Origin of the sequence: Vreelandella venusta (assembly GCF_007989605.1) — a bacterium.
In the GTDB taxonomy this organism is placed as follows: Bacteria; Pseudomonadota; Gammaproteobacteria; order Pseudomonadales; family Halomonadaceae; genus Vreelandella; species Vreelandella venusta.
In genome coordinates this window covers 153,642-176,217 of record NZ_BJUL01000009.1, presented here as the reverse complement: position 1 = coordinate 176,217, position 22,576 = coordinate 153,642, and the positions used below count along the sequence as shown (strand labels likewise).

Genomic DNA, 22,576 nt, shown 5'->3' with positions numbered 1-22,576 from the left:
GCCTCCCAGCGTTGGGGTTATTGTCCGGTAGTTTCCATGCTGACCGTTTCTAACCAAGTGCGAATGGCCCACAGCCCTTCTTGGCTAACGTAGTCGGACATGCGCGGCATTAGCACTCGGCCGTTGCGTTCGGAACCATTGGTGACCAACTCTTTGAACCACTCATCGCCCCATGGGCCATTTTCCAGTTCGCGTAGGTCGGGAGCGATGCCGCCGGATTTCGCTTCTAGCCCGTGGCAAGCGGCGCAGTTGCTATTGTAGGCGCGGGCACCGATATCGATGGCAAGTTCTTGCTGGGGGTGATCACGGTAGGGGTTCTCTTCCCGCCATTCGTCGCCTAAGCGTTCGAGGTCTTTAATATCAACGGCTTGAGGAGTCACGCTGCCGTGAGACCAGGCCAACGGTGAGGCCAGCAACGCGGCAACAGCGATAGCGCCCACTTGGCCACTGAGGCGTACGGGCAATGTTGCGGAGATTGTTTTTGCCAGTACGGTTTCTTTAAGTGCGGTTTTTGTAATGGTCATGGGAAATGCTCCTCAGGGGATCAATGTATCGTCACTTGAGTGAGCTTAGGCAGGCAGGCCTTCCGAACCTATAGCACCTTAGGCATCGCTAGGATCATCCTTTGGAAGTAGTGCTAAATCAGGATGAGAACGCGACTGGAGGGGTAGATTGGTTTGTTATCCGAGCTTCTAAGCTGGACTTAGTCTTGCTGGCACCACGCAAGCAGCAGCTTGGCCGCTTTGCAGCCATTGCATTGTGATCATTACTCGGATGGAAAACCCATGACAGACGCTATCAATAACAACACGTCAGCCCGCAAAATTTCGTGGCCCTTTCGCCTGCGTACACTCACCGCCGCCGTTGCTTACGCTTCTGCCTTAGGCGTCGGGGGCATTGCGCTGACAGCCCACGCCAGCGAGGTGACCTGGGACGATATTCTCAATGACCATAACAACACTGAAACGGTGTTGATGTACGGCATGGGCGTGAAGGCGCAGCGCTATAGCCCGCTTGATCAAATTAACGCCGATAACGTCGAGATGCTGACCCCCGCGTGGTCTCACTCGTTTGGCGATGAAATGCAGCGTGGCCAGGAGTCTCAGGCGCTGATTCATGAAGGCGTTATTTATGTCACCGGCTCCTATTCACGTATTTTTGCAATTGATGCGCGCACCGGCCAGCGGCTGTGGTCCTACAACCATCGCCTGCCCAGCGATATTCGCCCCTGCTGTGACGTGGTGAACCGCGGTGCGGCTATTTACGGCGATAAGGTGTTCTTCGGCACGCTGGATGCTGGCATCGTGGCGCTGAATAAAGATACCGGTGAGGTGGTGTGGCGCGAGCGCTTTGGTGATCACCGCGCGGGCTACACCATGACCGGTGCGCCAACCATTGTCGAAGATAGCGAAACAGGTCGCGTATTGCTGATTCATGGCTCTTCGGGAGATGAGTTCGGCATTGTGGGTAAGCTGTATGCCCGTGACCCTGATACCGGCGAAGAGATTTGGATGCGGCCCTTTGTTGAAGGCCACATGGGACGTTTGAACGGCGAAGAGAGCACGCCGACAGGCGATGCCAACGCACCTTCATGGCCCGATGACCCCGATAGCGAAACCGGCAAAGTACAAGCCTGGAGCCAAGGTGGCGGTGCGCCGTGGCAGAGCGCCAGTTTCGACCCTGAGACCAATACCATCATCATTGGTGCCGGTAACCCCGCTCCCTGGAATGGCTGGGCACGCACCTCGGAAGACGGCGACCCGTCTGACTACGACAGCCTTTACACCTCTGGCCAACTGGGTATCGACCCTTCGACTGGCGAAGTGAAGTGGTTCTATCAGCACACCCCCAACGACACCTGGGACTTCTCAGGCAATAACGAAATCGTCTTGTTTGAGTACCAAGATGAGAATGGCCAAACGGTGAATGCGGGTGCCCACGCTGACCGTAATGGCTTCTTCTATGTCACTGACCGAACCAACGGCGAGCTGATTAACGCCTTCCCATTTGTCGATAACATTACCTGGGCCACCCATATCGACCTGGAAACTGGCCGTCCGGTTGAGGCTGAAGGTCAGCGCCCGCCGCGCTTAGAAGAGGGACAAACCCGTTCTGAGCCGGTTGAAGTTTCACCACCGTTCCTGGGGGGTAAAAACTGGAACCCAATGGCTTACAGCGAAGACACCGGGCTGTTCTACGTGCCGGGTAACCACTGGAAAGAAGACTATTGGACCGAGGAAGTTGAGTACGTGGAAGGGGCGGCTTACCTGGGTATGGGCTTCCGCATTAAACGTATGTACGACGACCACGTCGGTATTCTGCGTGCCGTTGATCCGGTTACCGGTGAGTACGCCTGGGAGCATAAAGAGCCTATGCCGCTGTGGGCAGGCGTGCTAGCGACCCACGGTGATCTGGTGTTTACCGGTACCGGCGATGGCTACTTAAAAGCATTCCATGCAGAAACCGGTGAAGAGCTTTGGAAGTTCCAGGTAGGCACCGGCATCATTTCACCACCGGTTACTTGGGAGATGGACGGTGAGCAGTACATTGGTGTTACTGCAGGCTATGGCGGTGCAGTTCCACTATGGGGCGGCGACATGGCTGAACTGACCCGGCCGATTGCTCAGGGCGGCTCGTTCTGGGTCTTCAAATTGCCTTCCTTCGTTCAAGACTTGGCTAACCGTTAAGTTACTGACACCTCTTGGGCGGCTTTTGCCGCCCTTTTTTGAATGGAGATAACGGTAATGGAAAGAATAACAATGATAACTGGCAATGCTCTGCCTTTATGGAGCCGCCAAGCAACGGCGGTTTTTCTCTGCCTTAGCGCGATAAGTAGCGTTGTTGCCGACGATTATGTTGAAGCGTATCAACCGCCAGTGCATAACGGCTGTGAGTTAGTGTCAGGTACTCAGTGCGCCAATATGGATTTATCCGGCGGTGACTTTTCCAATCTTGACCTACAGGGCGCTAACTTTGCGGGCAGTAACCTAGAAGGCTCGGATTTCCGCCACAGCAACCTACGCAGCGTTGATTTTGAAGGCGCATCACTGAGAAATGCCAACCTCAATCGTGCGCGCATGCCCAACACGCATTTACGCGGTGCCGATCTTTCCCATGCCAGTTTGGTTGGGCTGGATAGCTGGAGTATTTATGCCCAGGGAGCGACATTTGATTATGCTGATTTGACTGGCGCTAACCTTGAGTTTGCTCGGCTTTCTGGGGCCAGCATGCAAGGAGCAACATTGATGGGCAGCAATCTGGAAATGGCCTGGATGAATAAGGTCAACCTGATCGGTGCAGACCTGCGCGATGCTAATTTGCAAGAAGCCAAAATGAACATCACGCGCCTCAATGATGCTGATATGACTGGTGCACGCATCCACTACGGCAACTTCCAAATGGCCCAAATGGAGGGCTGTACCGGCTGTCCGTTTGATTGGGAGTAATGTCACCATGACGACACAACCTTCGGCGCACTCTGTGTGCCGCTACCTCCTCTGTTTGGTGTGGGGAGGTGGCGTGTTCAGCGGGGTGGCAGGCGCTGAGGCGCCCGCTGCAGCATTTAACCAAGAAGGCTATCGCCTGCCGCCTTTTAAAGCGCCGGTTACTGCACCGCTTCCAGGGGTGACCACGTTAGATGAGCGTGCTTTTCAAGCGTTGCTGGCGTCACCGCCAGTGATCCTAGTGGATGTCTATGCGCTGCCCTGGCATAACGGTCTTTTTCTGCAGGACAGTTCGCACTTAACGATTCCAGGTAGTATTTGGCTGCCGAATGTGGGCGCGGCTAGTTTGGAAGAGGAGTGGGTGAATTATTTCACCACGGCACTGGATGCGCAGCGTGAGCGCGCTGACGCCGCGCCGCTAGTGTTTTTCTGCCGGGCTGACTGCTGGCTTTCCTGGAATGCTGCACGGCGCGCTGAGGCAATGGGCTATGAAGAGCTCTATTGGTACTCAAATGGGGTGGATGGCTGGCAAGCGAGCGGACAGCCGTTAGCTCCCGTTTGCCCGCAGCTGCCCGCCCATGCTGAGCGAGCCACCTGCGAGCCTTAATCATTTTATTACTGATAAACAGATTTATTGTCGATAAATCAGCTCAAGTGGTTGGCGAGACGACGTCGCTGTTGAGCTATTAGGGCTTTGACGTTCAGCCTGACTTTCAACTTGATTCTGCAACTGCCTTGTTTGCAACTGCTTTGACTGACGGGCATTGCGGGGAATCAGCGTCGCTTGATCGGACGTGTTGTGGCTGTTTTCTGCGATTAGGCTGTCTAACAACCCATGCTGGAGAGAGTGCTGGCACACCGGGTCGGTGGCGTTCATATCACCGGTTAATAAATAGGCTTGGCAGCGGCAGCCGCCATGGTCTTTATCGCGGTCGTCGCACTGTTGGCAAAGCGTAGGCATCCACTGGGTGCCGCGAAAGCGGTTGAACGCATCGCTTTGGTACCAAATGTCCTGTAGCGACGTTTCTTTGACGTTCGGAAATGCCATCGGCAGTTCCCTGGCGCTGTGGCAGGGCAACACGGCGCCATCTGGGGCTACGGTCATAAAGATACTGCCCCAACCACCCATGCACGCTTTAGGCGCTTGCTCAAAGTAGTCCGGTACCACAAATAGTAATGACATATCGCGGCCACGTGCCGCCAGTGTTTCACGCCAGCGATTGGTTTCCGCCTCGGCGCGTACCAGCTGTTCACGGGTAGGCATCAGCGCCTGGCGGTTCAAAAACGCCCAGCCGTAATACTGGCAGTTGGCCAGTTCAACTGCATCCGCACCTAGCTCATCGCAGAGGGCAATCAGATCGCCAATTTGATCGATATTGTGCCGATGCAAGACCACGTTTAATACCATGGGGTAGCCAGCGGCCTTGACCGCTTTGGCCATGGCTAGCTTGTTGGCGTGGGCCTTGGCAGAACCTGCCAGCGCTTGGGCTAGCTCGGGGTCGGCGGCTTGCAGGCTAATCTGGATATGATCCAGGCCTGCTTCTGCCAAGGCGTCTACCCGCTGGGCAGTGAGGCCGACACCGGAAGTCAGCAGGTTGGTGTAAAAGCCTAGCTGGCGTGCTTCGCTGACCAGCGCTTCCAGGTCTTGACGAATCAACGGTTCGCCGCCGGAAAAGCCAAGCTGTGCTGCCCCCATTGCTCGGGCTTGGCGCAGCACGCTAAACCACGCGTCGGTATCCAACTCGTTTTGGTAACGGGTAAATTCCAACGGATTAGAGCAGTAAGCACACTGCAATGGGCAGCGGTAGGTGAGTTCCGCCAGCAGCCATAAGGGCGGTGAGGTCGTTGTACTAACCACAATGAACCTCCTTCACGGTTAGCCAGCCGTTGTCTCGGGCTTCATCGATAAACTGTATGACATCGTCTGCTAAGGACTCCGCGCCTGGGTAGCGCTGCTGCAGGGTAGCGATAATATCGGCGATGGAGTGATGGCCATCAACCTGCTCAAGAATCGCGCCGGCAGTCGCGCTGAGCTTGACCATGCCTTCGGGATAAAGAATAACGTGGCAGCCCTGAATGGCCTCCCACTGTAGGCGCCAGCCGCGTCGCAGCTGGTAAATATCTTGATGTGATATGACGAGTTGCTGTGACATGGTGAATTCCCCAACGCTAGTCGATCATTGCCTAGTAATGTGAGTGCTCAAGCCCACGGTGATACACCGCTTCGTGGGTGACGGTGTGGTAAGGCGGTCGGTCTAACTGATAGGCCATAGTCATGGCATCCAACATGCTCCACAGCACATCGAGCTTAAATTGCAAAATATCCAGCGCGCGCTGCTGCAGCGCCACCGTGGTACACATGCCTAAAGCGATTTCCAGACCGTGCTCGACGTCTCGGCGGGCTTCACCGAGACGTTTACGAAAATAGCGATAGCCTTGCTCGTTAATCCACGGGTAGTGCTGAGGCCAGGTAACTAGGCGGTTTTGGTGGGCAAGCGGCGCAAATAGCTCGGTAAGCGATGAGATCGCCGCTTCCTGCCAGGGGGCACGGGCGACAAAGTTGCGGTAGGCATCCACCGCAAAGCGCACGCCGGGTAGCACATGCTCCTGGGAAATCAACGTATGACGCGGTAAACCTACGGCTTCACCTAGGGCTAACCAGGCCTCAATCCCGCCTTCATCTCCGGCGTGGCCGTCGTGGTCAAGCAGGCGCTGAACCCATCGTCTGCGGGTGTCGGCATCTGGGCAGTTGGCCAGTAGTGCGGCGTCTTTTTGGGGAATCATCAACTGGTAGTAGAAGCGATTAGCCACCCAGCCTTGCAGCTGTTTCTGGCTAAGCTCGCCGTTGGCCATCGCCTGTTGAAAGGGGTGATTAAGATGGTAGTACTGCCCTTTACCCATTAGTGCTTCACGGAATGCCTCCCGGCTGAGCGGGGTGGCAGAAGCACTGGGCGTTATCGCTGTCATCGCCATAGTCGTTTTCCTGATTATTTTTTTAATATCTAATATATATATTGCTGATTTAAATGGTTTTATTTTTAGCCGTTCTTTATGAATAGGGTTTGTTTAATGAAACAGGGTTTTTTGGTTATAGATCGCTCTATTTGAATTATTTTATTAAGTTATATGCTTATTTTGATTTAATTATTTCAGGGCCTGTTTTCTCACTTTTTATTGCCCTGCTATCTTTTAAATTCTACTAACCTAGTGCTTTTTTAATCTAAGATTTAGGTCTGGATGTTAATCGATTAATACTCAATGATATCTAAGATGAGAGAGTGTTTAAGGTCTATGAACGTTGATTTAAAACGTCAGTTTCATCCCGTCGTAAGCTGTTTCGATGCCTGAGGCCTGCAATGTTTTCGCTGCATCGCTAGCGCCGTCCAAAATCGGGTTGGTGTTGTTGATATGAATCAAAATGCGCCGCGTGCTGCTGGGTAGATCGCTCAATAGCGCACACATACCGTCGCTGCCATTGAGCGCAAGGTGACCCATCTGTTGGCCTGTGGAAGTGCCAACGCCAAGCGTCTGCATTTCGTCGTCTTCCCACAGGGTGCCATCCACCATCACCACATCTGCGGCGTTTAAGAAACGCATGGCCAGTGGTGTTGGGTTGCCAAGCCCTGGGGCGTAGCACAGCGACTTGCCGCTACGACGATCAACAATATACAGCCCCAAATTATCGCCACAGGAGGGTGCGCCGCGCCGAGGTGAGTAGGGCGGCGCATTGCTGTGTAGCGCAAAGGCGGTCAGCGCGATATCTGGCAGAAAGGGAACCGAAAACTCGACAACTTCCTGATGACCTTCCAGCTCAATCGGCTGCCAGTGCAGTCCGCCCCAGTGTTCCAGCATCGGAAATAGCGGAAAACCTGTCGATAAATCGCGATGCACATTAGGTGTGCACCACACCTCTAACGGGCAGCCTTCCCTTAAGGAGAGTAGCCCGGTGACATGATCGATTTGGGCATCGACCAGTAGCACACCACGAATACCACTGCCACGCAGGTCGCTTGGCCATAATTCCGGATTGGCATTGAGCTGAGCGCGAATATCTGGGGACGCATTGCATAGCAACCACTGCTTGCCATCCACGCTTAACGCAATCGATGATTGAGTGCGAGGTTGATGATCTGCACTGCCCAGGCGAGCGTGGTAGCAGTTAGGGCAGTTGCAATTCCATTGGGGAAAGCCGCCACCTGCGGCAGCCCCAAGAACTAAAATCTGCATAGACTGACCTCCTACGTGAGTGCTGTGGTTGTGCTATGAATCCTGGGTAAAAGCCCCTACCTGATATAAACCCAATAAGGCAGGCAGGGGCCGCGGTTCAGTCGCTAGCGATTAGCGGGTAGAGATATACAGCGTTACTTCAAAGCCAAGGCGCATGTTCTGATACGTCGGTTTGGTCCACATAAGTGACTCTCCTGCGTTGTTAAGCATGTTGTTGTGAGTGCCGTTACAAACGTCATGACAAATGTCGTTATAAGTACTGTTGTGGGCGTTTTTGGAGGTTAATCATTATTGCCATACCCACTACTTCAGTTAATCATTGGTGGGGTGAATTGAATGCGGTACTTTGGAAGTAGTTTTCTCTAACTTTTGGTGGGGAATCGTTGTTAAAAAGGGTAGTGTTGTAGTTAAACAACCCAATTGAATCGAAGGTTGAATAGTAACTGGCGGTCGCCGCGTTAGATCCTAAACTGCTATCTGGCGCGACGACGCATGTCAGTAATAATGCCCAGCGTCCAATAACCAAGGGTAAAAATATGACTGTTTTGGTCATGACGCTGGAAATGGGCTAACCAAGGGAGAAAGCGTGTGAAAATAGGCGCACCGAAAGAGACAGCTCAAGGAGAAGCGCGTGTAGCGCTTACTCCTGAGAGCGCAAAACAGCTTCAAAAGCTAGGCCATGAGTGCTTGGTGGAAGCCGGCGCAGGGGCTGCCGCGGGCTTTAATGACGACACGTATCGCGACGCGGGTGTCAGCGTTGTGGAAAGCGCGGAAGCGCTGTGGCGTGATGCGGACGTGGTGATTAAAGTCCGTGAACCTTCGGAAACTGAGGCTCACTATTTGCGAGAGGGCCAGACGCTGATCGCGTTCTTCTGGCCTGCACAAAACGAAGCGCTGTTAGAAACCTGTAAAGCTCAGGGCGCATCTGTTATTGCGATGGACATGGTGCCACGTATTTCCAGAGCGCAGAAAATGGATGCGCTCTCCTCAATGGCCAATATCGCGGGCTACCGTGCGGTGATTGAGGCGGGCAATAACTTTGGCCGCTTCTTTACTGGCCAGGTAACCGCCGCCGGTAAAGTTCCCCCTGCCAAAGTATTGGTGATCGGCGCAGGTGTGGCGGGCTTGTCGGCGATTGGTACCGCGGCTAGCCTTGGCGCTGTGGTGCGTGCGTTTGATGTACGCCCAGAGGTGTCCGAGCAGATTGAATCCATGGGCGCTGAATTCCTGTTTCTCGATTTTGAAGATAGTCAGGACGGTTCAGAAAGCGGTGGCTATGCCTCACCCTCTAGCCCAGAGTTTCGCGAGAAGCAGCTAGAGTGTTTCCGCGAACAAGCACCGGATGTCGACATTGTCATCACCACGGCGCTGATTCCTGGTAGGCCCGCACCCAAGCTGTGGCTGGAAGATATGGTTGCAGCCATGAAACCTGGCTCGGTGATTGTCGACTTAGCCGCTGAAAAAGGCGGTAACTGCGACTTAACCAAGCCGGATGAACGCGTGGTATCTGATAACGGCGTCGTGGTGGTCGGCTATACCGACTTCCCCTCACGCATGGCTACCCAAGCGTCGCTGCTTTACGCTACTAACATTCGCCACATGCTAGCTGACCTCACGCCTGAGAAAGACGGCGTCATCCATCACAACATGGAAGATGATGTCATTCGCGGCGCTACGGTCACGCACCAGGGCGAAATCACCTTCCCGCCGCCGCCGCCGAAAGTAAAGGCCATTGCCGCAGCGAAGCCGAAGAAAAAAGAGCAAGAACCAACGCCTGAAGAGAAAAAGGCGACTGAACACGCGGCGTTTAAAGCGCAAACCAAGCGACAAGCTGGCTTACTCGCCGTTGGTGGCGCGTTGATGCTGTTGCTGGGTCAAATAGCCCCTGCCTCATTTATGCAGCACTTTATTGTGTTCGTGTTGGCGTGTTTCATCGGCTTCCAGGTGATTTGGAAGGTGAGCCACTCGCTGCACACGCCGTTAATGGCGGTCACTAATGCCATCTCCGGCATCATTATTTTAGGGGCGATTTTGCAAATCGGTTCAGGCAGCGGTGTCGTTATCGTGCTGGCGGCCATTTCAGTACTGATTGCGTCGATTAATATCGTGGGTGGCTTCCTGGTGACACGCCGGATGCTGGCCATGTTCCAAAAATCCTAAGCGGCGGAGAAACGAGATGTTAGGACAAGGATTCGTATCTGCCGCGGCAATTGCGGCAAGTGTGCTATTTATTTTATCGCTAGGCGGCTTGAGTAATCAGGAGAAAGCCAAGCGTGCCGTCTGGTACGGCATTGTGGGCATGGCCGTAGCGGTATTATTTACCTCCCTTGGGCCAGGTATTGGCGGCTACTGGTGGCTGGTGCCAGCGATGTTGATTGGTGCCGGGATTGGTGCCTATGTCGCAGGCAAGGTCGAAATGACCGAAATGCCTCAGTTGGTAGCGGCACTACATAGTTTTGTGGGTCTGGCAGCGGTCTTTGTTGCCTGGAGCGCAGATTTAGAGCGCCGCCGGGTGCTGGCCGCACAAGCCGCCGATGGTGCGATGCAAGAGTTTTCTGCGTTTGCCGCCTTGGTGGCCACAAAGGCTCCTGCTGAGCTGACCTTTTTGCAGATCGAGGTGGTGTTCGCGATTTTCATCGGTGCGGTGACCTTTACCGGCTCGGTGATTGCATTCGGTAAGCTGGCAGGCAAAGTAGATGGCAAGCCTCGTCAACTGCCGGGCGGGCATATGCTCAACGCGGGGGCTGCGGTGCTTTCGCTGCTGCTCGCGATTATGTACCTCAACGGTGCAGGCTTCTGGACATTGATCGTGCTGGCAGCGCTGTCATTCTTTATTGGCTATCACCTGATTATGGGCATTGGCGGTGCGGATATGCCCGTGGTGGTGTCGATGCTGAACAGCTACTCTGGTTGGGCGGCTGCGGCGATTGGTTTCACGCTTTCTAATGATCTGTTGATTGTTACCGGCGCACTGGTGGGGTCCTCAGGGGCAATCCTGTCTTACATTATGTGTAAGGCGATGAACCGCAACTTCGTTAACGTGATTTTGGGCGGCTTCGGTGGTGCTCAAGGGCCAGCGGCTGAAATTGAGGGCGAGCAGGTAGCGATTGATGCGAGTGGCGTAGCAAGTGCCTTAAACGATGCCGACAGCGTGATTATCGTGCCGGGATATGGCATGGCGGTGGCTCAAGCGCAAAGTGCGGTGAGCGATCTAGTACGCAAACTGCGGGCAGCGGGGAAGACCGTACGTTTCGGTATTCATCCGGTGGCAGGGCGCCTACCTGGGCACATGAACGTACTGCTGGCTGAAGCCAAGGTACCTTACGATATCGTGCTGGAAATGGACGAGATTAACGACGATTTCTCAAGTACGGACGTGGTGATCGTGATCGGCTCCAACGACATCGTAAACCCAGCGGCCGAGGAAGATCCCAATAGTCCTATCGCTGGTATGCCGGTATTGAAGGTTTGGGAAGCTAAGCAGGTGTTTGTCAGCAAGCGCGGTCAGGGCACGGGCTACTCTGGCATTGAAAACCCGCTATTCTTCAAAGAGAACACGCGTATGTTCTACGGCGATGCACGGGATAGCTTGAACGCACTATTGCCACTGGTAGAGTAAAGATAAGAAAACACTACTATCCTGATAGTGGTACGGGCAGGGCGTCTGACGTCCTGCCTTTTTTATGGGCTCAGTTTTTATTGACTCAGCTTTTAGTAGCTAAGTTGTTATTGGCTAAGAAATAGCTAGTTTAATAATAAATAACTATCGATCTATTGGTTTATTACAAATTGTGACTATCGATGAGGTGCTTTAAAACAGTACATATCAACGCAACGCTTGCTGATTACCTACACTGTAGGCAGCAATATGAGATGTCGATCATCTGTTTCCTTGGCGAGCCCAAGGCGAAGAGCAAGAAGGGGAGAGAAACATGAGTGGAAAATGTCCTGTAATGCATGGTGGTAATACGTCTACTGGCACCTCCAACAAAGATTGGTGGCCAGAGGCGTTGAACCTAGACATTCTGCACCAGCATGATCGTAAAACTAACCCGATGGATCCTGACTTTGACTATCGGGAAGAGGTCAAAAAACTCGATTTTGACGCCCTCAAGCAAGATGTTCATGCCTTGATGACTGATAGCCAAGCATGGTGGCCAGCCGACTGGGGCCACTACGGTGGCCTGATGATCCGCATGGCATGGCACTCTGCCGGAACTTACCGTATTGCCGATGGCCGTGGTGGCGGTGGTACCGGTAATCAGCGTTTTGCACCGCTCAACTCCTGGCCGGATAACGTAAGCCTGGATAAGGCGCGCCGTTTGCTGTGGCCAGTGAAGAAAAAGTATGGCAATAAAATCAGCTGGGCCGACCTAATCATTCTTGCGGGCACAGTGGCCTACGAATCTATGGGGCTGCCCGCTTACGGATTCTCGTTTGGCCGCGAAGACATCTGGCATCCGGAGAAAGACATCTATTGGGGGGCTGAAAAAGAGTGGTTAGCGCCTTCCGATGAGCGTTACGGTGACGTTGAACAGCCGGAAACAATGGAGAATCCGCTGGCTGCGGTGCAAATGGGACTTATCTATGTTAACCCAGAAGGGGTTAACGGCCAGCCTGATCCGCTTAAGACAGCTCTGCAGGTGCGCGAAACCTTCGCCCGTATGGCGATGAACGACGAAGAAACCGCTGCTTTAACAGCAGGGGGCCATACCGTGGGTAAGTGCCATGGTAATGGCGACGCCGCTGCGTTAGGTGCTGAACCTGAAGCCTCTGACGTTGAAAATCAGGGCTTTGGTTGGGGCAACCCACACATGGGTGGCAAAGCGAGCAATGCCGTGACGTCGGGTATTGAAGGCGCTTGGACTACCAACCCAACTAAGTTCGATATGGGCTATTTCGATCTGCTGTTTGGCTACGAGTGGGAACTGAAGAAAAGTCCCGCGGGTGCTCATCAGTGGGAGCCTATCGATATTAAAGAGGAAGATAAGCCGGTTGATGCAACCGATCCCTCTGTGCGTCACAACCCGATCATGACCGATGCGGACATGGCGATGAAGATGGATCCGACGTACCGTGCCATTTGCGAAAAATTCATGGCCGACCCGGAGTACTTCAAGCAAACTTTCGCTAAAGCGTGGTTTAAGCTAACTCACCGTGATTTAGGCCCGAAAGCACGCTATATCGGCCCAGAAGTGCCTGCGGAAGACCTTATCTGGCAAGATCCAGTGCCTGCCGGTAGCACCGATTACTGCGAAGAAGTGGTTAAGCAGAAAATTGCTGAGAGCGGCTTAAGCATTAGCGATATGGTCAGCACCGCGTGGGATAGCGCGCGCACTTACCGTGGCTCCGACATGCGCGGTGGCGCCAACGGTGCGCGCATTCGCTTGGCTCCCCAGAAAGATTGGCAAGGCAATGAGCCAGCGCGTCTTGCCGATGTGCTTAACGTATACGAGCAGATCTCTGCTGATACGGGGGCCAGCATTGCCGATGTGATTGTCTTGGCGGGTAGCGTGGCTATCGAAAAAGCCGCCAAAGCAGCGGGCTATGAGGTGCGTGTGCCGTTCCTCAAAGGCCGTGGCGATGCCACGGATGAAATGACTGACGTAGACTCTTTTGAGCCTTTAGAGCCACTTGCCGATGGCTTCCGTAACTGGCAGAAAAAGGATTACATCGTCAAACCCGAAGAAATGCTGCTGGATCGTGCCCAGTTGATGGGACTCACCGCGCCGGAGATGACCGTGCTGTTAGGTGGAATGCGTGTGCTGGGCACCAACTATGGTGGTACCAAGCACGGTGTGTTCACTCACCGTGAAGGCCAGTTGACCAACGACTTCTTTGCCAACCTGACCGATATGGGCAACAGCTGGAAGCCGGTGGGCAACAATATTTACGAAATTTGCGACCGTCAAACGGACGCCGTTAAATGGACAGCCTCTCGCGTTGATCTAGTGTTTGGGTCTAACTCACTGCTACGCTCCTACGCAGAGGTGTACGCCCAGGACGATAACGGCGAGAAATTTGTTAAAGACTTCGTCGCCGCCTGGGCAAAAGTGATGAATGCAGACCGCTTCGACGTCGCATAAACGTCAAAGCAACGCTTGCTCTAAGTAACTTCCCTGTCCTAACCCGCATCTTTCGATGCGGGTTTTTTTAATGCCAATGGCTTAATTGCTTCCGGTAGGCAATTTGCGCTTGGCTGGCACTGACAGGGCTCAAACGCACCTCGGTTCCCGGTACGCATTGAGCAAGCAGCGCACAGGCCATCGGGGTAAGCGCACCAAGGCGAGGATAGCCACCAATGGTTTGGCGGTCATTCATTAAAATAATCGGCTGGCCGTCGGGGGGGATTTGCACGGCGCCAAGCGGAATGCCTTCAGAAATAACGCCGCCGAGCGTGCAATGCAGAGGCTGGCCAGTGAGGCGGATACCCATGCGATCAGCGCGATTATCGACTGTCCAAGGCTGGTTAAAAGCATTGTACAGGCTACGTCCAGCGAAATGTGAAGCTTGCGAGCCAAGCACCATGCTGAGTTGGCAGCTTTTTTCCGGCATGGCGGGGGCTATTCCTTCAGGCAAGCTGCGCTCGCCGGATGAGCTACCTTGCCAGGTGAGCTGATCGCCGGTTTGTAGTGGCCTGCCGTCGTCGCGGAGCCCGCCAATTTGTTCGCGGGCAGTGCAGGCACGGCTGCCCAGTATCGTTGGTGCGTCTAATCCGCCAGGAAACGCCAGATAGGCTCGCAGGCCGCGACGGGGTTGGCTGAATATGAGTGTTTGACCGCAACGCAGCAGAAAGCTTGTGTTGGTGGCCAATGGCTGACCATCGATGGTAGCACCAAGGTCAGCCCCGGTGAGCGCCAGACGCACCTCGGCATTGGCAACCAAGCTGAGATTGCCACCCATAACAATTTCCAGTGCCGCGCTATCTGGTGCGTTACCAAGTAGCCAGTTTGCCCAGCGAAATGAAATCCAGTCGGCGGCACCTCCCTGAGTGACACCCAAATGACCCACGCCGAACCGCCCTAAGTCTTGAATCAGAGCCAGTGGCCCAGCCTGCTTAACCGTTAGCATTGCTTGGCTCATGGCCGCTCCTCCATCGGCGTGGTATCGCCTCCTGATGCTTCGAACTCTGCTTGGCCAATCGCTTTAAAGCGCACTTTATCACCAGGGCGAAATAGGGGGTCGCCCCGCTTAGCGAATTCAAAGAGCGGTACGGCGGTGCGACCTAAAATATTCCATCCTCCAGGGGAAAGGAGCGGGTAGATAGCGGTTTGTCGATCGGCAATGCCCACACTGCCTGCCGCGACTTTGCGGCGCGGCGTTTTCAAGCGAGGCGTGGCGATGCCCTCGTCTACCAATCCCATAAAGCCGTAGCCGGGGGCGAAGCCCAGTGCGAAGACGCAGTAATCACGGTCGCAGTGACGCTCGATTAGAGAGTCAACGCTGAGTCCTGCACGTTTTGCCACCAGCGGAAGTTCAGGGCCAACGCTTTCGTCGTACCACACGGGAATCTCGTGCAGCTGACCGTTCTGCGATTCGCTAGGCTTTAAGTGGCGCAAGGCACTGCGAATCAGCGTCGCGACTTGACCAAAGCTGAGTTGCTGGCTGTCGTAGTGCACCAGCAGCGTGGTGTAAGAGGGAATCAGGTCAATGAGTGCCTCGCCCAGCGCATCGCGCAGGGTTTGATCGGCAGCGATGATCCACGCCATATTGGATTCATCAATAGTGTCAAACAGCCGTACCGTTACGGCGTCCATGGCCGCCGTTTCTAAACGCAGTTTCACGCAGACTCCAGCGCCGTAAAGGCATCACGAATAGCACGCACGGCAGCGACTGACTCAGGGTTGTCGCCGTGCACGCACAGGGTGTCGCAGGGCAGGTGCAGCGCGCTACCATCACGGGCGGTCAGTGCTTCGCCTTTGGCGAGTGCAACGGCTTGCGCAACGATAGTGGCTTGGTCGTGATGGACAGCGCCTGCCAGGCGGCGAGAAGCGAGGTGGCCGGTTGCTTCATAAGCGCGGTCAGCGAACGTTTCAAACCATAGGGTAACGCCCATTTTTTTCGCCAACTGACGATGAGGTTCCGGATCGGCAGTTGCCATGACCATCAGCGGAAGATTGGCATCATAAGCGCGTACCGCGCGCATGGCACCTTCCAATAGCTCAAGATTCGCCGCCATGTCGTTATACATCGCCCCATGGGGCTTTATGTAGCTCAGCGTCGCACCTTCGGCTTGGCAAATTCCGGCCAGCGCACCGACCTGGTACAGCATCATATCCTCTACTTCTGCGGGCGAGCAGGCCATAGAGCGACGACCAAACCCCATTAAATCGGGATAGCCGGGGTGGGCGCCAATACGCACGCCATGCTGGCTGGCCAGAGCGACCGTGCGGCGCATTACATGGGGGTCTGAGGCATGATAGCCACAGGCGATATTGGCGCAATCGACATAAGGCATTACGTCGGCATCTAAGCCGATTGACCAATTACCGAAGCTTTCGCCCATGTCGCAGTTGAGCAGTGGGGTTGCCATATCGTCTCCTAGCCTGTTTTGAATTTATTGGAGTCACTTGTTGGTTAACAGCGAGTTGTTCGTTAGCTGCGTTGGCAAAGAACGCTTATTTTTAATTAAGAAATGCTAATGTTGAAGAATTTGTTGTTAAAGATGCGATTGTCTGTGTTTGTTATGACTGACCAGTGTAAATAGTTAGCGTGATTATTACTGTGACGTCTTAAAACCAATATATGAACCTATCTTGTTAAGTTCCAATCGTTTTTAGCGATACTTAGTATCGGTGCTTCCTATCGTGCTGTTATTTATTGGGAAAATAGTTGACGCTAGGGGGGAATGCGATTATCAAATAAATAAAGCAGCTCAATAAAAGATTATAAAAAACGCTCACGCCAGCCCTAACGAATATCCGCAGCGCTAATAATAATCGGCGGCCAGTGAGTCGTTTTGAGGAGTGAAACATGCAAACATCGGCCATGAGTCAGCTTGTCACTGTTCGGTTAGACGCTGTTCAGCGAGAAACAGAAGGTAATCTCACGATGCTGGCTCTAAAATTGCATGACACAGCAATGCGACTATTTAACCCAGTGACACATCGCGCTAGGGAGCGGCACTGCGCGCGACGTTACCTGTGCTGTGAAGGAACCCACGCCGATGTTACTGCAACCGTTGGTTAGGCAAACGTATGCTTGATTTCAAGGAGCTAGACGCTTTTGTATGGGCGGTAAAACTTGGCTCTTTTCGTAAGGCGGCGGTACGCCTGCATATCACACAGCCTTCTGTTTCTGAGCGTATTTCACGCTTGGAAAGCACCGTAGGCGAGCTGTTGCTTGAGCGCTCGGCGCGCCCGGTTCAGCCGACCATGCGTGGCCGCGAGTTCTTTCTGCACGCTGAGCGCATACTGCATCAGCGTGATGAGGCGCTGAAGCTGTTTGATAGTGCCGAAACTTTTTCTGCGCCGCTTAGGCTTGGCACCATTGAAACCATTGCGCATAGCTGGTTTCCCGCATTCATTCAGCAGCTTACTGCGCGTTTTCCTGAGCTTATCATTGAGCTAACAGTCGATTACTCGCCGGTCCTCAATGATCGGCTGATGCGCAACGAACTTGATATTTTGCTGGCAATGAATGGTTACTTGGCCCCGGAGCAAATTGAGTGTGAGACGTTAAGCCCTTATGAAATGGGTATGTTTGTTTCGCCTCGTCATGCCGCGTTGCTAAACGAACACCCTAATGCTTGGTGTCAGTCGTTGCCGTTTATTTCCTTTGGCCGGCAGGCTCGCCCCTACGAAGAGCTAGTTCGTTACCTTTCTGACGTGGGCGTTCGACAGCCTCGTATCCATAGCGTTAGTACATTGATGACCATTGCGCGGATGACGATGGAGGGGCTGGGAATCGGCGCGCTCCCGGTCGCCACCGTATTAGATGAGTGGCGACGGGGTGATCTATACCGTTTAACGCTACCCGTACCGTTGCCGCCTATGAACTATGATGTGATATGGCGCAGTGCAAATCATCCGCGCTTTTGTCGCAGCGTGGGCCGAATTGCCCAAGAGTGTGCAGTTAACTATGCCAGAGAGCGGCGCGCTGATATGGCAAACACATGTGTTACCGGTCGCTGGGTTCGTCCTAGCGCAATCTCTACCACTCCCGAAGCAGCACCTCGATCAACCTGAGCTTCCATTAATATGAATAAGAGGACGTCCCCATGCATAAACGTATAACAACGCCGTTACTATTAGTGACCGCTTGCAGCCTTGCCGCTGCGGCAACCGCCCAGGCGGCTGAATGGACCATGGCAACGCCTTATGGTGATGCAAGCTTCCATACTCAAAACAATAAACAGTTTGCAGAAGATGTGGCTGAGGCCACAAACGGCGAGTTAACTATTACGGTGCACAGCGGTGGTTCGCTGGTCTCTCATGGTGAAATTAAACCGTCGGTGCGCCGCGGTACAATTGATGCTGGTGAAGTATTCCTCTCGATTCTTTCAAATGATGACCCTATTTTCGAAGTGGATACGCTGCCGGGGGTAGCCGGTAGCTATGAAGATGCCTATGCCTTGTGGGAAGCCACCAAGCCGATGATTACTGAGCTATTTGCCTATGAAGGAATGGTGCCTTTGTATGCTGTTGCTTGGCCAGCTCAGGGCATTTACACCTCTGCGCCGTTAACGGATCCCGGCCAGTTCGACGGCTTGCGGGTGCGTGCGCCGAATATTAATACCCAGCGCTTCGTTGATAATTTAGGTGGCAGCCCGACAGAAACCGAAGAGTCCGATATTCCTACCGCTTTTAGCACCGGACGTGTGGATGCCATGATTACGTCCAGTTCTACCGGTAACTCCATGGCAGCCTGGGACTATGTAACCGATTACACCGATGCCAACTTGTGGCTGCCTAAGAACATTGTGTTCATGAGTCAGCGCAGCTTTGATCGTTTAGATGAAGCTACCCAAGAGGCGCTGATGGAAGCCGCGGCTCGTGCCGAGGAGCGTGGCTGGCAAATGAGCCGCGAGAATAATGAAGCTAGTCTGGAAGCACTGAAAGAAAATGGTATTTCGGTTTCTGAGCCTAACGAAGCGGTTTCTACTGCCCTGCAAGCGGCAGGGGATGAGCTATTTGCCGACTGGGAATCCCGTGCTGACGATGACGCAAAACAAGCCTTAGAGAGCTATCGCGAACAGCGCGGTAACTAAGTCTTAATGGCTAGTTTTAAGCGCTAGCTTTAATCACTAATGCTGGCTTTAAGGGCGGTTGTTTGTACCGCCCTTACCACCCACGCGCTCAATGAGACTGCGAACATGATGTTTAAATTCGACAAACTCTACCGCCTCGGGGCTTGGGGTGCTGCCGCGTGTATGGTGGCTATTTGTACACTTATTGCACTGCAGGTTACGTTTCGGTTAGTAGATGCGTTGCTTGTTTTGGTTGGCCTTAGCCGGCTCGGCGTGAGCATCACCGGCGTTTCTGAAATGGCGTCTTATCTGTTAGTTGGGGCAACGTTTCTTGGGCTTGCCTACACCTTTGTTCACCATGCGCATATTCGGGTGACGCTGCTGATCTCGCGCCTACCTTCTGCTATACGCGTCTGGTTTGAGGTGTTTGGGCTGCTCATTGCGGTAGTAATTAGCCTGTTGCTGGCCTATGGCTTGATTGGGCTGGCAAGAGAAAGCTTTCAATATAACGATGTGTCGTCGGGCTTTTTATCGATTCCCTTGTGGATACCGCAATTGGTATTGGTTGTTGGGGTAGGGCTCTTAGCATTGGCTCTTCTGGAAGCCTTATGGATAGCGCTGCGGATTGCTATCCACGACCCTGCGAGCTTCCGTGAAGCAACTGCTATCGACGATAACGAAGCGCATTAAGACGCTACCCAGGAGACACCCCCGTGTTATTACTTAGTTTGGCTACCATCATGACTCTTGTGGTGCTGTTGGGCAGTGGCGTCTGGATTGCCTTTGCTCTGATTGGCACTGCTTGGATTGCGCTTCAGTTTTTTAGTCCCTTCGACCCCGGCCCTATTCTTGCCTCGGATTTTTGGGGAGCAAGCTATGGTTGGGATTTAACGGCACTGCCGATGTTTATCTGGATGGGTGAGATACTGTTTCGCTCAGGTCTTGCCGACAATATGTTTCGTGGCTTGTCGCCCTGGTTAAATCGCTTGCCGGGACGTTTGCTTCACACCAATATCATTGGCAGCGGCATGTTTGCCGCCGTATGCGGCTCTTCCGCGGCGACCTGTGCAACGGTGGGGAAAATGACCCTGCCGGAACTCGAACGACGCGGCTACGACAGCAACATGGCGATTGGTACATTGGCCAGCGCTTCAACGCTGGGCTTGCTGATTCCGCCTTCCATCGTGCTGATTGTTTATGGCGTCGTGACTGAGCAGTCCATTACTCGGCTATTTATGGCAGGTATTGGGCCGGGGCTGATGATCTTAGCCATGTTTATGACTTATCTGGTGCTGTGGGCACTGTTGAAAGGTAACCGAAACGGGTTAACCGGTGCTGATGAGTCGGGCATGAGCTTTGTTGAGAAGCTGCGCAATACCTGGTCGCTGGTGCCAATCCTGCTACTTATCGGTGGCATTATCGTATCGATCTATGGCGGCCTAGCATCACCAACAGAAGCCGCTGCGGTAGGCGTTGTACTGTCGATGGTTATTGCGCATTTTAATGGCCACTTTAATCGAGAAATTTTTACCAGCTCGTTATTTGCCGCCGTACGTACCGCATGCATGATCGCTTTTATTATTGCTGGCGCGTCATTTCTAACCTCTGCGATGGGCTTTACTCAGGTGCCAATGCAGTTAGCTCGGGCGATTGGTGAAATGGGGCTGTCCCCCACGATGCTGCTGGTGGCCTTAACGGTGCTGCTGTTGATCATGGGCTGTTTTTTGGATGGTATTTCACTGATTCTGCTAGTCACGGCCATTATTATGCCAGTGGTTAGCGCCGCTGGATTCGATCTGATCTGGTTTGGTATCTATCTGGTGATTGTGGTTGAAATGTCGCAAATTACTCCGCCAGTGGGTTTTAACCTGTTTGTCATTCAAGGACTTACTGGGAAAGATATTGTCACCATCACGAAAGCCACACTGCCATTCTTCCTACTGATGCTTTTGGCGATTGCTTTTATGCATCTCTTCCCTGAAATCGCCTTGTACCTGCCCCAGGCAATGAACAGGTAGTCGACGACTACCCGTTAATCTTGGCCATGAATGGAGATTCCCCGGCGGCCAGAGCGTTTGATGGCATACATGCTCTGGTCGGCGGCATCTATTAGCTCCCGCTCATTGCTGAAATTACCATCGCTTAAACACGCAATGCCCATCGAAGCGGTGATATATAGTGCTGTCTGGTCGATCTTCAGCATAGGTTGCTCGTTTAAATGCTGCGCGATACGTTCGGCTAACTGTCTCGCGGTTTGAGCCGTCTCATCGGGTAAGATAATTAAAAACTCTTCACCGCCGTAGCGCCCAGCCAAGTCGCCTGAGCGAGTTAATGACGCTAGTGTTTTACCAAAGCGCTCGAGAATTAAGTCGCCTGCCTGGTGGCCATACTGGTCGTTAAGCACTTTGAAATGATCTAAATCGATAAACACCACTGACAGTGTGCGACCTTGCTCACTGCAAAGCGCAAAACGTTCTTGGAGCTGCTGCTCTAGCCACGCACGGTTAGCCAGTTGAGTGAGTGGGTCAATACGACTGCGTGCTTCTAATGCAGAATTATGCAGCTGTAGAGTGTCCAGCTGCTGTTGCTGACCATCTAATCGTGCGGAGAGCGTCAAAGAGTGCTGATAGAGCAACTGCTGTGCGTCCGTCAGCAGGGCATGACTATCCACAGGCGCGGGTACGGTGAGATCTAGAATATCTGTTAATAAATCAATTTGTTCTGACAAGTGATGGAAAAGCGCCTCAATGACATTGGTGGGCAGTGTTTCTGTGACTGCTAACTGCCTAAGTAACATTGCTAAGGTGGTGGTTGGCTCAGGGCTGAGCCATGCATCGGCGATGGGGCCGGATAAGCGTAGGCAGAGTGTTGTCATGTCATCGGTTAAAAAGCCGTCATGGCTTTGGCCAATAGCATGCACGATTGAGGACGGTAGCCCCCATTTGGCGGCTAACCAAGCGCCAATTAGTGCATGGTCACTGCCAAAGTGGCGGCGCTCAGCGTTGATTAACTGTGTGTGAGACATTTTGCGTTCAGCGTATAGTGCCTCTGCCTCATCTGGGTAGGTGGAGAGGATCGCCAAAATGCCGATATCTTGCAGTAGGGCAAGCGTGAATGTACTGCCAACCTGTGTGGGGCAGAGTTGGTGCGCCAGCTTGCTTGCTACCACGGCGGCAACAATAGCGCGTCGCCATGTTTGTAGAGCCGCATTCTCTGTGGGTGGCCAGGGGAACAGAGTGAAGCTCAATACGGTGGCGAGCGTTGCGTCTAATCCCAGTCGCTGGGTGGCTTCCAAACTGGTTTGTGCAGGATGAGCTGAACGTAGGTAGTGCACGCTATTCGCTGCCGCAATAAGGCGCGCCGTTAACCCAGGGTCGCGTTCAATAACGCGCGCATAGTCACTCAGAGAGGCCTGAGGGGAGCGTGCGATTTCAAGCGCTTGTATGGCAATAGCAGGAAGCGAAGGCAGATTGGCCGAGCGTAATAATGCATTACCAAGAAAGCTGGGAAGCTCGCTAGTCAGTGAAGTGTAAAGTGTTTCGTCTACCGCTGAACGGCTCGTCATATTATCCCTCAACGTGCTGTCCAGCATAGCGAGCAGCCACTAAGTTATGTACTAGGTAATCAATTCTAGCGTCTGCGTGTGTTAGCAGGATCATAGATAGGCATGGTAAATCAGTAAAATAACTGTTTATGCTGTAGCCCGCTGCATTTTATT

Annotated in this window: 22 protein-coding genes; 12 read left to right on the top strand and 10 right to left on the bottom strand. The window is 53.4% G+C overall.

Features of this window, described 5'->3' with window-relative positions; all coding sequences use genetic code 11:
* Positions 1–17: 17 nt before the first annotated feature.
* On the bottom strand, positions 18–524 hold the full coding sequence (pedF, locus tag HVE01_RS12410) for a cytochrome c-550 PedF (protein ID WP_240645116.1): 507 nt from the start codon (positions 522–524) through the stop codon (positions 18–20).
* 101 nt (positions 525–625) lie between these two features.
* Between pedF and HVE01_RS19860 the strand changes: the two genes are divergently transcribed.
* From HVE01_RS19860 to HVE01_RS12395, 4 genes are read left to right on the top strand one after another with little or no spacing between them, the layout of a single operon-like run.
* Complete coding sequence (locus tag HVE01_RS19860) at positions 626–763, top strand: hypothetical protein (RefSeq protein WP_009722998.1); 138 nt, start codon at positions 626–628, stop codon at positions 761–763.
* Between the two features lie 22 nt (positions 764–785).
* Positions 786–2,687 carry a methanol/ethanol family PQQ-dependent dehydrogenase gene (locus tag HVE01_RS12405; protein ID WP_240645115.1) on the top strand — a complete coding sequence of 634 codons (1,902 nt, stop codon included), beginning with the start codon at positions 786–788 and terminating at the stop codon, positions 2,685–2,687.
* A 57-nt stretch (positions 2,688–2,744) separates the two neighbouring features.
* Positions 2,745–3,446, top strand: a complete 702-nt coding sequence (locus tag HVE01_RS12400) for a pentapeptide repeat-containing protein (RefSeq protein WP_244973755.1) — start codon at positions 2,745–2,747, stop codon at positions 3,444–3,446.
* Positions 3,447–3,453: 7 nt separating this feature from the next.
* Positions 3,454–4,050 carry a rhodanese-like domain-containing protein gene (locus tag HVE01_RS12395; RefSeq protein ID WP_146944457.1) on the top strand — a complete coding sequence of 199 codons (597 nt, stop codon included), beginning with the start codon at positions 3,454–3,456 and terminating at the stop codon, positions 4,048–4,050.
* A gap of 24 nt (positions 4,051–4,074) precedes the next feature.
* Here HVE01_RS12395 and pqqE read toward each other — a convergent pair whose 3' ends face one another.
* The 5 genes from pqqE to pqqA all read right to left on the bottom strand — a co-directional run bounded on the left by pqqE (position 4,075) and on the right by pqqA (position 7,853).
* The gene (pqqE, locus tag HVE01_RS12390) at positions 4,075–5,301 is read right to left on the bottom strand and encodes a pyrroloquinoline quinone biosynthesis protein PqqE (protein ID WP_244973754.1); all 1,227 of its coding nucleotides are present in this window, start codon (positions 5,299–5,301) and stop codon (positions 4,075–4,077) included.
* A complete protein-coding gene (gene pqqD, locus HVE01_RS12385) occupies positions 5,294–5,596 on the bottom strand; it encodes a pyrroloquinoline quinone biosynthesis peptide chaperone PqqD (RefSeq protein WP_146944453.1) in 303 nt (100 codons plus the stop codon). The genes pqqE and pqqD overlap by 8 nt, the downstream gene beginning before the upstream one ends.
* A gap of 31 nt (positions 5,597–5,627) precedes the next feature.
* The gene (gene pqqC / locus HVE01_RS12380) at positions 5,628–6,416 is read right to left on the bottom strand and encodes a pyrroloquinoline-quinone synthase PqqC (protein WP_146944451.1); all 789 of its coding nucleotides are present in this window, start codon (positions 6,414–6,416) and stop codon (positions 5,628–5,630) included.
* 330 nt (positions 6,417–6,746) lie between these two features.
* The gene (pqqB, locus tag HVE01_RS12375; RefSeq protein ID WP_146944449.1) at positions 6,747–7,670 is read right to left on the bottom strand and encodes a pyrroloquinoline quinone biosynthesis protein PqqB; all 924 of its coding nucleotides are present in this window, start codon (positions 7,668–7,670) and stop codon (positions 6,747–6,749) included.
* A 111-nt stretch (positions 7,671–7,781) separates the two neighbouring features.
* Positions 7,782–7,853 (bottom strand): pyrroloquinoline quinone precursor peptide PqqA, encoded by a 72-nt coding sequence (gene pqqA, locus HVE01_RS12370; protein ID WP_146944503.1) that lies wholly within the window; start codon positions 7,851–7,853, stop codon positions 7,782–7,784.
* Positions 7,854–8,258: 405 nt separating this feature from the next.
* On the opposite strand from pqqA, the gene HVE01_RS12365 reads away from it, so the two are divergent.
* The 3 genes from HVE01_RS12365 (at position 8,259) to katG (ending at position 13,756) form a co-directional block, all read left to right on the top strand.
* Complete coding sequence (locus tag HVE01_RS12365) at positions 8,259–9,830, top strand: Re/Si-specific NAD(P)(+) transhydrogenase subunit alpha (RefSeq protein ID WP_125752170.1); 1,572 nt, start codon at positions 8,259–8,261, stop codon at positions 9,828–9,830.
* Positions 9,831–9,846: 16 nt separating this feature from the next.
* The gene (locus HVE01_RS12360; RefSeq protein ID WP_125752167.1) at positions 9,847–11,289 is read left to right on the top strand and encodes an NAD(P)(+) transhydrogenase (Re/Si-specific) subunit beta; all 1,443 of its coding nucleotides are present in this window, start codon (positions 9,847–9,849) and stop codon (positions 11,287–11,289) included.
* 313 nt (positions 11,290–11,602) lie between these two features.
* On the top strand, positions 11,603–13,756 hold the full coding sequence (gene katG / locus HVE01_RS12355; RefSeq protein ID WP_146944447.1) for a catalase/peroxidase HPI: 2,154 nt from the start codon (positions 11,603–11,605) through the stop codon (positions 13,754–13,756).
* A 67-nt stretch (positions 13,757–13,823) separates the two neighbouring features.
* Here katG and HVE01_RS12350 read toward each other — a convergent pair whose 3' ends face one another.
* From HVE01_RS12350 to HVE01_RS12340, 3 genes are read right to left on the bottom strand one after another with little or no spacing between them, the layout of a single operon-like run.
* On the bottom strand, positions 13,824–14,753 hold the full coding sequence (locus HVE01_RS12350) for a 5-oxoprolinase subunit C family protein (protein ID WP_146944445.1): 930 nt from the start codon (positions 14,751–14,753) through the stop codon (positions 13,824–13,826).
* Positions 14,750–15,454 carry a 5-oxoprolinase subunit PxpB gene (gene pxpB / locus HVE01_RS12345; protein ID WP_146944443.1) on the bottom strand — a complete coding sequence of 235 codons (705 nt, stop codon included), beginning with the start codon at positions 15,452–15,454 and terminating at the stop codon, positions 14,750–14,752. Before pxpB ends, HVE01_RS12350 begins: the two co-directional genes overlap by 4 nt.
* Positions 15,451–16,203, bottom strand: coding sequence for a 5-oxoprolinase subunit PxpA (locus tag HVE01_RS12340; RefSeq protein ID WP_146944441.1), 753 nt, complete (start codon positions 16,201–16,203; stop codon positions 15,451–15,453). The genes pxpB and HVE01_RS12340 overlap by 4 nt, the downstream gene beginning before the upstream one ends.
* A gap of 440 nt (positions 16,204–16,643) precedes the next feature.
* On the opposite strand from HVE01_RS12340, the gene HVE01_RS12335 reads away from it, so the two are divergent.
* The 5 genes from HVE01_RS12335 to HVE01_RS12315 all read left to right on the top strand — a co-directional run bounded on the left by HVE01_RS12335 (position 16,644) and on the right by HVE01_RS12315 (position 20,876).
* Positions 16,644–16,859, top strand: coding sequence for a hypothetical protein (locus HVE01_RS12335; protein ID WP_125752152.1), 216 nt, complete (start codon positions 16,644–16,646; stop codon positions 16,857–16,859).
* Positions 16,860–16,867: 8 nt separating this feature from the next.
* A complete protein-coding gene (locus tag HVE01_RS12330; RefSeq protein WP_125752148.1) occupies positions 16,868–17,857 on the top strand; it encodes a LysR family transcriptional regulator in 990 nt (329 codons plus the stop codon).
* Positions 17,858–17,889: 32 nt separating this feature from the next.
* On the top strand, positions 17,890–18,879 hold the full coding sequence (locus tag HVE01_RS12325; RefSeq protein WP_146944439.1) for a TRAP transporter substrate-binding protein: 990 nt from the start codon (positions 17,890–17,892) through the stop codon (positions 18,877–18,879).
* 105 nt (positions 18,880–18,984) lie between these two features.
* The gene (locus HVE01_RS12320; protein ID WP_125752142.1) at positions 18,985–19,548 is read left to right on the top strand and encodes a TRAP transporter small permease; all 564 of its coding nucleotides are present in this window, start codon (positions 18,985–18,987) and stop codon (positions 19,546–19,548) included.
* Between the two features lie 23 nt (positions 19,549–19,571).
* Positions 19,572–20,876: a TRAP transporter large permease gene (locus tag HVE01_RS12315; protein WP_125752139.1), complete on the top strand. Its 1,305-nt coding sequence runs from the start codon at positions 19,572–19,574 to the stop codon at positions 20,874–20,876.
* A 14-nt stretch (positions 20,877–20,890) separates the two neighbouring features.
* Here HVE01_RS12315 and HVE01_RS12310 read toward each other — a convergent pair whose 3' ends face one another.
* On the bottom strand, positions 20,891–22,423 hold the full coding sequence (locus tag HVE01_RS12310; RefSeq protein ID WP_125752136.1) for a GGDEF domain-containing protein: 1,533 nt from the start codon (positions 22,421–22,423) through the stop codon (positions 20,891–20,893).
* Positions 22,424–22,576 lie beyond the last annotated feature (153 nt).

What these genes read in the sequence shown, in the direction of transcription:
- pedF (WP_240645116.1), bottom strand. Translation starts at nt 524, where the DNA reads ATGACCATTACAAAAACCGCACTTAAAGAAACCGTACTGGCAAAAACA.
- HVE01_RS12405 (WP_240645115.1), top strand. Translation starts at nt 786, where the DNA reads ATGACAGACGCTATCAATAACAACACGTCAGCCCGCAAAATTTCGTGG.
- HVE01_RS12400 (WP_244973755.1), top strand. Translation starts at nt 2,745, where the DNA reads ATGGAAAGAATAACAATGATAACTGGCAATGCTCTGCCTTTATGGAGC.
- HVE01_RS12395 (WP_146944457.1), top strand. Translation starts at nt 3,454, where the DNA reads ATGACGACACAACCTTCGGCGCACTCTGTGTGCCGCTACCTCCTCTGT.
- pqqD (WP_146944453.1), bottom strand. Translation starts at nt 5,596, where the DNA reads ATGTCACAGCAACTCGTCATATCACATCAAGATATTTACCAGCTGCGA.
- pqqC (WP_146944451.1), bottom strand. Translation starts at nt 6,416, where the DNA reads ATGGCGATGACAGCGATAACGCCCAGTGCTTCTGCCACCCCGCTCAGC.
- pqqB (WP_146944449.1), bottom strand. Translation starts at nt 7,670, where the DNA reads ATGCAGATTTTAGTTCTTGGGGCTGCCGCAGGTGGCGGCTTTCCCCAA.
- HVE01_RS12360 (WP_125752167.1), top strand. Translation starts at nt 9,847, where the DNA reads ATGTTAGGACAAGGATTCGTATCTGCCGCGGCAATTGCGGCAAGTGTG.
- katG (WP_146944447.1), top strand. Translation starts at nt 11,603, where the DNA reads ATGAGTGGAAAATGTCCTGTAATGCATGGTGGTAATACGTCTACTGGC.
- HVE01_RS12350 (WP_146944445.1), bottom strand. Translation starts at nt 14,753, where the DNA reads ATGAGCCAAGCAATGCTAACGGTTAAGCAGGCTGGGCCACTGGCTCTG.
- HVE01_RS12340 (WP_146944441.1), bottom strand. Translation starts at nt 16,203, where the DNA reads ATGGCAACCCCACTGCTCAACTGCGACATGGGCGAAAGCTTCGGTAAT.
- HVE01_RS12335 (WP_125752152.1), top strand. Translation starts at nt 16,644, where the DNA reads ATGCAAACATCGGCCATGAGTCAGCTTGTCACTGTTCGGTTAGACGCT.
- HVE01_RS12330 (WP_125752148.1), top strand. Translation starts at nt 16,868, where the DNA reads ATGCTTGATTTCAAGGAGCTAGACGCTTTTGTATGGGCGGTAAAACTT.
- HVE01_RS12325 (WP_146944439.1), top strand. Translation starts at nt 17,890, where the DNA reads ATGCATAAACGTATAACAACGCCGTTACTATTAGTGACCGCTTGCAGC.
- HVE01_RS12320 (WP_125752142.1), top strand. Translation starts at nt 18,985, where the DNA reads ATGATGTTTAAATTCGACAAACTCTACCGCCTCGGGGCTTGGGGTGCT.
- HVE01_RS12310 (WP_125752136.1), bottom strand. Translation starts at nt 22,423, where the DNA reads ATGACGAGCCGTTCAGCGGTAGACGAAACACTTTACACTTCACTGACT.